The 8,878-nt window shown below is 46.9% G+C and carries 7 protein-coding genes; 3 read left to right on the top strand and 4 right to left on the bottom strand.

The features are described 5' to 3' along the window. The first annotated feature begins 361 nt into the window (after positions 1-361). The 3 genes from GC102_RS01250 to GC102_RS01240 all read left to right on the top strand — a co-directional run bounded on the left by GC102_RS01250 (position 362) and on the right by GC102_RS01240 (position 3,055). Positions 362-1,069, top strand: a complete 708-nt coding sequence (locus tag GC102_RS01250; RefSeq protein WP_171687874.1) for a FadR/GntR family transcriptional regulator — start codon at positions 362-364, stop codon at positions 1,067-1,069. Between the two features lie 58 nt (positions 1,070-1,127). Next, positions 1,128-2,357: an MFS transporter gene (locus GC102_RS01245; protein WP_246320681.1), complete on the top strand. Its 1,230-nt coding sequence runs from the start codon at positions 1,128-1,130 to the stop codon at positions 2,355-2,357. Between the two features lie 122 nt (positions 2,358-2,479). Further along, complete coding sequence (locus GC102_RS01240) at positions 2,480-3,055, top strand: nitroreductase family protein (RefSeq protein ID WP_171687872.1); 576 nt, start codon at positions 2,480-2,482, stop codon at positions 3,053-3,055. Positions 3,056-3,143: 88 nt separating this feature from the next. Here the strand turns inward: GC102_RS01240 and GC102_RS01235 are convergent, their stop codons facing one another. The 4 genes from GC102_RS01235 to GC102_RS01220 all read right to left on the bottom strand — a co-directional run bounded on the left by GC102_RS01235 (position 3,144) and on the right by GC102_RS01220 (position 8,457). Continuing rightward, positions 3,144-4,055 carry a pseudouridine-5'-phosphate glycosidase gene (locus GC102_RS01235; RefSeq protein ID WP_171687871.1) on the bottom strand — a complete coding sequence of 304 codons (912 nt, stop codon included), beginning with the start codon at positions 4,053-4,055 and terminating at the stop codon, positions 3,144-3,146. A gap of 8 nt (positions 4,056-4,063) precedes the next feature. Then, positions 4,064-5,164: a carbohydrate kinase gene (locus GC102_RS01230; RefSeq protein ID WP_171687870.1), complete on the bottom strand. Its 1,101-nt coding sequence runs from the start codon at positions 5,162-5,164 to the stop codon at positions 4,064-4,066. 153 nt (positions 5,165-5,317) lie between these two features. Further along, positions 5,318-5,710, bottom strand: a complete 393-nt coding sequence (locus GC102_RS01225) for a hypothetical protein (protein ID WP_171687869.1) — start codon at positions 5,708-5,710, stop codon at positions 5,318-5,320. 143 nt (positions 5,711-5,853) lie between these two features. Further along, positions 5,854-8,457: an Ig-like domain-containing protein gene (locus GC102_RS01220; protein WP_171687868.1), complete on the bottom strand. Its 2,604-nt coding sequence runs from the start codon at positions 8,455-8,457 to the stop codon at positions 5,854-5,856. Positions 8,458-8,878: the final 421 nt, after the last annotated feature.

Genomic DNA, 8,878 nt, shown 5'->3' with positions numbered 1-8,878 from the left:
TTTTGCAACAATCGCGTGGAAAACGCGGATTTGCTTGCCTAAAGTTGCACAAAATACAACATTAGTATGGATGAGCGAGCATGGACAAGCAAGCGAGTGGCGTAAGCATATACGGTTTGTATGCAACTTTAAGTGCAGCAACCCATACAAAACTAACTCTAGCTCAAGGACGGCGTAAGCCGTTTTTTCAATCAATTTGAAAGTAGGCACTGCCAAGTTACTGATTAAATTTGATGCACTCTTAAGAGAAAGGAAAGCTAAGAAGCTTACCGAGATCTTTCAAGGAAAGAGTTTGATTGTAAAAAATAGGATGTAAACTCGAGGGCAGCTATGCTATACTTTCTAAACAGGAGATGATCTGATGAATTCGAAAATGTCATTCCAGCCGCTTAATAGGCCTAAATTGGTTGATGATGTTGTTAATCAATTGCAAAAGAAAATATCAGAAGGAGAAATGAAACCCGGCGACAAGATTCCAACGGAACCCGAGCTGATGCAGCAATTCGGTGTTGGACGTTCGACGATCCGTGAAGCGGTCAGAGTGCTTGTGCATGCGGGTCTGCTCGAAAAGAAGCAGGGCTTCGGCACTTTTTTGACGGCAAACACAGGTATGCAGGAGCCGCTTGACCATAGGCTTCGCAGAGCCGAGATTCTGGAGGTCTATGAGGTAAGAAGGATGCTCGAACTGGAGATCTCCCGATTAGCCGCAGAGCGCCGCGATGATCATGACTTGGAGCAGATGCGAAGCGCACTGGATCAACGGTCGGAAGCGCTGGAGAAAGGTGATACGAGTACCTATCTGAACTCAGATGTAAAGTTCCATCTGTCCATCGCCATCGCTAGCAAAAACAGCGTTGCTATCGACTTATACCGGTCCTTCTCAACCGTGCTCCTTGAAACGTCTTACAAATTGGTAAGCGTCCAGAGTGCCCATGATCCCCACAATCTCCAGCACGAAAATATGTATCAAGCCATTAAAGACAAGGATGTATCGGCTGCCGAGTACTGGACCAAGCAAAACTTAGATGAAACGGTCAGTCAGCTTAAAAAGTATCTTACCCAGGAGTAGCTTTATTCTCCTCTATTTTTAAACATCAGATGATATGATGAAAGGGGTTTGTAATCACATGTCCGCTTCAAGCAATGCTCGTAATAGTACCGTTTATGCTATTTTATTTTCAATAAGCTTGGTTCATTTGTTAAATGATGCGATTCAATCCGTTATCCCTGCGGTGTTTCCGATTCTTCATAATTCGTTACAGCTTAGTTTTACACAAATCGGATGGATTGCCTTCACTCTGAATGTGACGGCCTCGATGTTTCAACCCTTGATTGGTCTGTACACAGACGCGAAACCGAAGCCATTTCTGCTGCCCGCAGGTGTGTTTTTCTCTCTTATGGGAGTGATTGTTTTGGCTGTGGCGTCTTCGTTCGTGCAGGTTATTTTAGCCGTCATCCTGGTTGGTCTGGGTTCCTCTGTCCTTCATCCGGAAGCATCGCGTGTGGCTTATTTGGCTGCTGGGCCTCGCAGAGGACTGGCGCAGTCGATATTCCAAACAGGCGGTAACATCGGGCAGGCTTTGGCTCCTGTCTTTACAGCTCTTATCTTTGTACCGTTTGGCCAATTCGGCATCATCTGGTTTTCATTTGTAGCTGCGGCAGCAATTGTGGTTCAGTTTTTCGTTGCTAAATGGTATCGAAAGGCGGGAAGCCGTCCATCCACATCCAACAAAACCGGGGGTGTCCGGAAGAAACTCCCTCGTAAAATGGTTGCCTATGCGATATTTATTCTAATCATGCTCCTATTTTCCAAGTTTGTTTATGTGGCCAGCATGACAGGGTTCTACGCCTTTTATTTGATTGAACATGACCAGCTTTCGGTCGAAAGAGCGCAGCTCTTCATATTCACCTTGCTTGCTGCCGGAGCTGTAGGAACGTTCATGGGTGGACCCTTAGCGGATCGTTTTGGGAGACGCAATATGATCTGGTTCTCTATTCTAGGTACAGCGCCGTTCTCGCTGCTTCTGCCATACGCCAATTTGTTCTGGGCAGGTGTCCTTTGTGCATGTATCGGGTTTATTTTGTTATCCGGTTTTTCCGTCATTGTCGTTTATGCACAAGAGCTGCTGCCAGGCAAGGTGGGTACGGTATCTGGATTGTTCTTCGGATTGGCCTTTGGTTTAGGCGGGATCGGATCAGCTGTGCTGGGGACGCTGGCTGATGCAACAAGCATCACCTTTGTTATTAAGCTCTGTGCCTTTTTGCCATTAATCGGATTGTTGGCAGCCTTCCTTCCAACAGATAAAAAGCTAAATTTGCATGATATTGAGCTGCCGCAAACGGCAGTGAAAGCATGATTCATTAAGGCATAGGGTAATCTCATAGCTGCTAGGACGCGCTTCCCATGTAGGTTTGCAGAGGGAGCTTGGGTCGTGTAACAATAGAGAGAGAATAAGCAAAAGGGAGAGGAGTGGGATTCATGGATATGAAAGAAGCGATTCGCAATCGCCGCAGTATCGGGAAGATTAAACAGGATCCTGTCGACAAATCACTAATCGAAGAAATCCTTGAAGCAGGTATTTGGGCGCCTAACCATTGTTATACAGAGCCATGGAGGTTCTGGGTCATGACTGGAGAAGGCAGAGGATTGTTGGGTCGAGGCTATGCCGAGGTTGCCGCTGCAGAAGCGGATCCGACGCTTTCTGAGGAGGAGTTATCCAAACTGAAAAGCGCTCAGGAGAAGAAAGCATTCCGTGCTCCTGTTATTATTGCCGTGGCTGTAACACCGTCAGTGAAGCCTGTAGTTCCGGAGATCGAGGAATATGCGGCAGCGCATGCCGCTGTGCAAAATATGCTGCTTACAGCGCATGCACTAGGCCTAGGAACGATATGGCGGACGGGTGCACCTACCTATCATCCGAAGATGCGGGAGGCGTTCAGTCTAGTGGGAAAAGAGGAGCTGGTCGGATTCATCTATATCGGCTACCCGGACATGGAACCACCGAAGGCAGCGCGGGTGCCGTTCGCGCAAAAGACGGTTTGGGTAAGCGAATAGCCCCCAATATAAGAAAAGACTATTTTTCACGTTTAACGGTGAAAAATAGTCTTTTTTTTGTCTCTGTATGACACGAGAGTGTCATAACTTATTTCTTAAGGGCAACCGCAACCTGCGCGGCCGTTTGCGCGTTGTGGTAAACGAGCGCGATGTTCGTCTCCAAGCTGCGACCTTCGGTCAGCTGTTTGATGCGCGCTAGCAGGAAAGGTGTGACCTTTTTGCCGGTCACGTTTTGATCTTTGGCCTCAGCCAGCGCTTGCTGGATGACGCCTTCGATCTCGTGATGGTCCATCGCGGATTCCGCGGGGACCGGATTGGCGATGATGGCGCCGCCGGCGAGGCCAAGCTCCCACTTGGTACGCAGCATAGCCGCAACCTCGGCTGCCTCATCGAGGCGGAAGTCAACGCCGTAGCCGCTTTCGCGGGCGTAGAAGGACGGGAACTCGCTCGTTTTGAAACCAACCACGGGAACGCCGTGGGTTTCCAAATACTCGAGCGTACGGCCAATATCGAGGATCGACTTCACGCCTGCGCAGACGACAGCGACGTTCGTTTGAGCCAGCTCGGTCAAGTCAGCGGAGACGTCCATCGTTACTTCACCTTCGCGGTGAACGCCGCCGATACCGCCGGTAGCGAACACTTCGATGCCGGCAAGCGCCGCGCCGATCATCGTTGCGGCAACGGTCGTTGCGCCGATTTTACCGGACGACAGGATGTAAGGGAAGTCACGACGGCTGACTTTTTCTACATTGGCCGTTGTCGCGAAAGCCTCAAGCTCCTGCTCGTTCAAGCCGATCTTGATTTTGCCATCCATAATGCCAATCGTTGCAGGAACAGCGCCGTTGTCGCGGATGATTTGCTCAACCTTTTTAGCCATTTCAATGTTCTGCGGATAAGGCATCCCATGGGAAATAATTGTTGTCTCCAAGGCTACGATTGGCTTATTGTTCGCAAGAGCATCTTTCACTTCGTCGGTAAATGTCAGATAGGAAGTATTCATAATAGGGATCAGTCTCCTTTAGTTATCGATTGTATAGTTTGTTGCAGTCGTTCTTCGGTTAGTTCACTTGCTACAGATTGATCGGTTTGAAGCGTAATATGTGCGGCAGCGAGACCATAGGAGCAGGCCTCCATAAAGGTATGTTGATGCGTTACACCATAAGCGATACCAGCGAGGAGAGCATCGCCTGCGCCGGTAACTTCCACGACGTTGGTAGGAATAGGAGGGAAAAGCTTCTCACCTTCCTCGCCTACATACATCACACCCGCGCTGCCTAGTGTAATGAATACGTGTTTCACGCCCCGTGCCATAATAGCTCTAGCCAGCTTGGCGTAATCTTGATCGGTTTCTTCCGAGGAACCAGAAAGCAGACGGGCTTCTTCAAGGTTAGGGAAAATCGCTGTAATACCATGAAGCTCCTGCGGGAGCTTTTTCGCTTTTTCGGAAGAGACAGGGTCAATGAATAGCGTGATGCCATCTTCTTTACAGCGCTTAATTAATTCTTGGAGCGTATCCGCAGGCAAATTTGTATCGGCGATGACAAGCTGTGAAGCGGCAATATGGGACCATTTGTCCATCAAAAGCTGGGGTGTACATTTATCGTAAATTTCCATGTTGGCAAAAGCTAAAAACATCTCGCCCGTGGCGTCGAGCAGCGCTGTGTAGGTTCCCGTGTTCTCGCCCTGTAGGACAATCGTTTGGCTGACGTCAACACCGCGCTTTCGTGTTTCTTCAAGCACCCACTGGCCAGCCTTATCGTCACCGACAACGGTTAGGAGTGCTGTCCGGCAGGATAAACCGGCGAGTGTTTCTGCGATATTGCGCGCAACACCACCGCAGGACTCGGTGACCGTGACCGGATTCGAGGAGGCCAGTCGAATGGCCTGCTTGCTGACCGCTTTACTGTCGAGATTCGCGCCGCCGATACACATGATTGTAAGCTCATCAGATGTGACATAGGCTCGGCCTCGGATCGTACCTTTCTTGGTCAACGCAGCGATATAGCCGGCAACAGCAGATCGTGAAATACCTATCATACTAGCTATTTCATTTTGGGAAATGAATGGATTTTGACGTATGAGTGCTAAAATTTGCTGTTCACGATCCATGAAAAGCTCCTTTCAAACGAAGAACTACCTTTAGTTTAACGCACAATAAAACAAATGTCCAGTAGATAAACAAATGTCTGAAACATACTAGTGAAACAGAAAAAAGCCTTCCCCTAAACCGGGAGCAAGGCTTCTTTAACTCAAAATTTCGTACTAAGAAGTGCGGGAACGTTTGCGGAGTCCGAGCAGTCCAAGTAAACCAAGCAAACCTAGGTAATTCCACCAAGGCGAAGCTTTGTCTTTGGCCCCAATTGCTGCCTGGGTATGGACCTTTAAAGCCTTCATCGACGTTGGAGGTGTAAGTCCATATGCAGCCGCATGACTATTCATGCTGTTCATTGTACGCAAATTAGCATCCGCGCCGGGCATGCCGAAAGGATTCGTGTCAAAGAAAGTTGGTGAGCCTTGTTTGGCATCTTCCCAACTATCGGCTTGCGAAATCATTTGCTGGTCAGGAGAATGCATACGATGATACTGATGAGCCCCAAGGAGGGCAGTGATTGACAAAAAAGATACCATCCCCAACTTCATAAATCTAGAAACCATGATCCATACCTCCAAGATTTGTTGAATGGGTTCTGTAAGTGTAGGTATGGATATATTCCCCTATGTACAAGAAACTATGCTGCTTTCTGTAAAATTGAAAAAAACCGCTGTTCCCCAATTTGGGAACAACGGTTTCAATGATATTACTTCGTAACTGTCACTTGTACAGTCGTTCTCATGTTGGAATATGTGACCGTAATTCTAGCAGTCCCTTTGCCGGTTGCTCGGATGATACCATCCTTCACATCAGCAATCATGATGTTCGACGATGTCCATAATGCAGGCTTGGTTACATCTTCTTCAGACCCGTCTGTGTAGGTAGCCAACGCCTCAATCTTAGCCGTTTTGCCTTCTTGCAGCTCGATTTTGACGACATCTGTTTTCAAATATTTCAGTGAATCGATTTCCACGGGAATAGCGACCATTTTGCCGCCGAAGGATCCGGTGATCGTTGTTTTGCCTGAACCAGTTGCTGTGAAAAGCCCATCCGTGACAGTTCCTAGCTTGTAGGACATGACTTTCCAGGTTGCTGTCTCAGTGACATCTTTGGTAGAGCCATCCGCTAAAGTAGCGGTTAATTTCACTTGTACTTGATCGCCGCTTTTGGTGACGATGAAAGATTTATCAGCGACTAGTGTCTGAATCACGCCGATTTCAACCGGAATGGTTACACTCTTACCGCCATAAGTTGCCGTTATCGTTGCTTTTCCTCGGGAAACCGGTGTTACAACACCCTTGGATACTAGCGCGATGGTGCTGCTGCTTGATTTCCACTCAGCCTCATTGGTGACGGTGCGAGCCGCGCCGCTTGCATCTGTAGCCGTCAGAACGATAGATCTTGTTTCATTTAAGTCAAAAACTAGATTGGCGACATTCGCCGAAAGGTCGCTGGCCATATCGACTGTGACCGAGATTGTAACTGTCTTGCTATCCAGTTGAGCAGAGAGGGTCGTTTCTCCTGAAGCTATAGCTTTTACTTTACCTCCGTCAACAGTGGCAACTTTGAGATTACTGCTTGTCCAGATGACATCTGCTGCTGCATTGCTATTTTTTGTATCATCGGTATAAATAGCTTCTGCTGTCAAAGTAACAGAATCGCCTTTTTTCATCACTAGCTTTTCTTGACTGACCGTCAAACTTTTCAGTACGCCAACTGATACTTGAATGCTAGTTGTGCGTGTACCGTATTTCCCAGTAATCGTTGCTGTGCCGGTAGAGACCCCTGTGATTTCACCGCCCCGTGCTTCGGCGATATCTTTGGAGCTAGTCGTCCATTCTGCCAGGGATGTGACATCCAATTCTCTGTTGTCTTTGAAATAAGCGGTCAACGTGACTTTATCGGACCCGCCTTTTTGTAAATTAACGGCTTTTTTACTTGCTTTGATGGTCGTAGGGATATCGACTTCGACTTTGGTTGTCGTTGTTTTACCGCCGTATTTAGCGGTTACCGTGGCTTCACCGGATTTATAAGCTTTAACTAAACCTTTACTGACAAATGCAACGGCATCGTTATCCACGCTCCAAGTCGCGCTATCTGCGATGGTATTGTCGCTTGTACCATCGGCATAAGTAGCAGTCAGAGTAAGGGCGGGAAGCACTTGGCCTACTTGCATTGAGAGTAGGTCGGTACTAACGACTAAACGGCGAGGAACTTCAACATCAACGTTAGCTGTAACTACTTTATCACCGTATTTGGCATAAATCGTCGCTTCACCGATGGATATGGCAGTTAGCTTACCTTTGGTGACTTGGACGATATCTTCATCACTCGAAGCCCATTCAGCGCGATCTGTAAAGTTAACAGGTGTAGCGCTGTCGATGTAGGTAGCTTCTAATTTCAGATCTTTAATTGCATTTTTCTTCATTAAGACATTTGGTTGATCTAATGTGAGTTTCAACGTACTGTCCACATCAACTTTAACCGTTGTCGACTTAGTACCGTATGTAGCAGTCAAATTAGCTGTACCTACACCGTAACCTTTTACTGAACCATTAATTACATCAGCAACGTTCGGTTTATCAGTGGTCCATACTGCTTTAGCGGATACGTCAGCGTTTGTACCATCTGGGTAGGTAGCGTTCAGTACGATGGGTTCCGTTCCATTAAGCAGTAAGGATATACTGGATTTCACAGCATCAATACGTCTTACAACTTCAACATCGACTGGCAATGTCAGAGATTGATTCATGTATTTAATCGTAATCGTTGCACTGCCGGGGTTTTGTCCCTTCACTAAGCCATTCGTTACCGTCACAATGGAGCTGGTATCAACGGTGTAATCAGCTTTGCTAGTTACATCTTCGGAAGTGCCGTCATCGTAAAAAGCTGTAATCTTAACTTGATCAGTCGCATTAAGGCGAAGAGCCAGGGACTGTTTATCTTTGGTTAACGATTTTACCTTTTTGCTAACATCCACGTTAACGATTACGGTCTTACCCATATATGTGGCAGTGATTACGGCCTTGCCTTCTTTTTTGGCTGTCACCACACCCGCATAGACGGAGGCAACATCGGTCGAACCTGAATTCCAATCGGTTTTGACGGTTGCATTCTCGGTAGAGCCGCTTACGAAGATGGCGGTTGCTGTCAGATTGGCTGTATCTCCGACTTGCAAGGCAAGCTCGTTTTTATTCAGGACGAGTTTAGAAATCTCATCAGCTGCAAAAGCGGTTCCTGTCACTAAGGATTGCGTAGCTAGAATAAAGATAAATACCAAGGATAACCACTTACTGTGTCTAGACTTCATTTCTCTCGTTCCCTCCATTGTTGTTCCTATACGATTTATAAATGAAAATTATGGAACGCTAGTATTATCGGAAGCTAGGGGGTTAAAATGAATAGTTGTCACAATAAATACCCAAATTCATCCATGGAATAATAGTTCATAAGGATAACTGATGAAAATAAGTTCAATCTATGTAATTGGTAAAAATTACTTAAGCTTAGAGGGGGGCTGTTAACAAAGGTTGCAGCAAGTTGTTATTGTTACGGAGGCAGGCGAAGCTTTCCCCTTATTTATTTGAGTTTGGGAGAAAGGTCGGAATACCTGAACTTGAGGGATTTGATTGGATTAAATCCAATGATGTCTTATGACATCGGCGGTTAGGACTAGTTCCATTGGATTTATACAGTGGAATATGTGGAAATAGCTCAGAAGAGCTGGTTTT

It is taken from the genome of Paenibacillus germinis (assembly GCF_013141785.1).
In the GTDB taxonomy this organism is placed as follows: Bacteria; Bacillota; Bacilli; order Paenibacillales; family NBRC-103111; genus Paenibacillus_E; species Paenibacillus_E phytorum.
The sequence above is the reverse complement of the archived record's forward strand: the minus strand, read 5'-3'. Positions and strand labels throughout refer to the sequence as shown.

What these genes read in the sequence shown, in the direction of transcription:
- GC102_RS01240 (WP_171687872.1), top strand. Translation starts at nt 2,480, where the DNA reads ATGGATATGAAAGAAGCGATTCGCAATCGCCGCAGTATCGGGAAGATT.
- GC102_RS01245 (WP_246320681.1), top strand. Translation starts at nt 1,128, where the DNA reads ATGTCCGCTTCAAGCAATGCTCGTAATAGTACCGTTTATGCTATTTTA.
- GC102_RS01225 (WP_171687869.1), bottom strand. Translation starts at nt 5,710, where the DNA reads ATGGTTTCTAGATTTATGAAGTTGGGGATGGTATCTTTTTTGTCAATC.
- GC102_RS01235 (WP_171687871.1), bottom strand. Translation starts at nt 4,055, where the DNA reads ATGAATACTTCCTATCTGACATTTACCGACGAAGTGAAAGATGCTCTT.
- GC102_RS01220 (WP_171687868.1), bottom strand. Translation starts at nt 8,457, where the DNA reads ATGAAGTCTAGACACAGTAAGTGGTTATCCTTGGTATTTATCTTTATT.
- GC102_RS01250 (WP_171687874.1), top strand. Translation starts at nt 362, where the DNA reads ATGAATTCGAAAATGTCATTCCAGCCGCTTAATAGGCCTAAATTGGTT.
- GC102_RS01230 (WP_171687870.1), bottom strand. Translation starts at nt 5,164, where the DNA reads ATGGATCGTGAACAGCAAATTTTAGCACTCATACGTCAAAATCCATTC.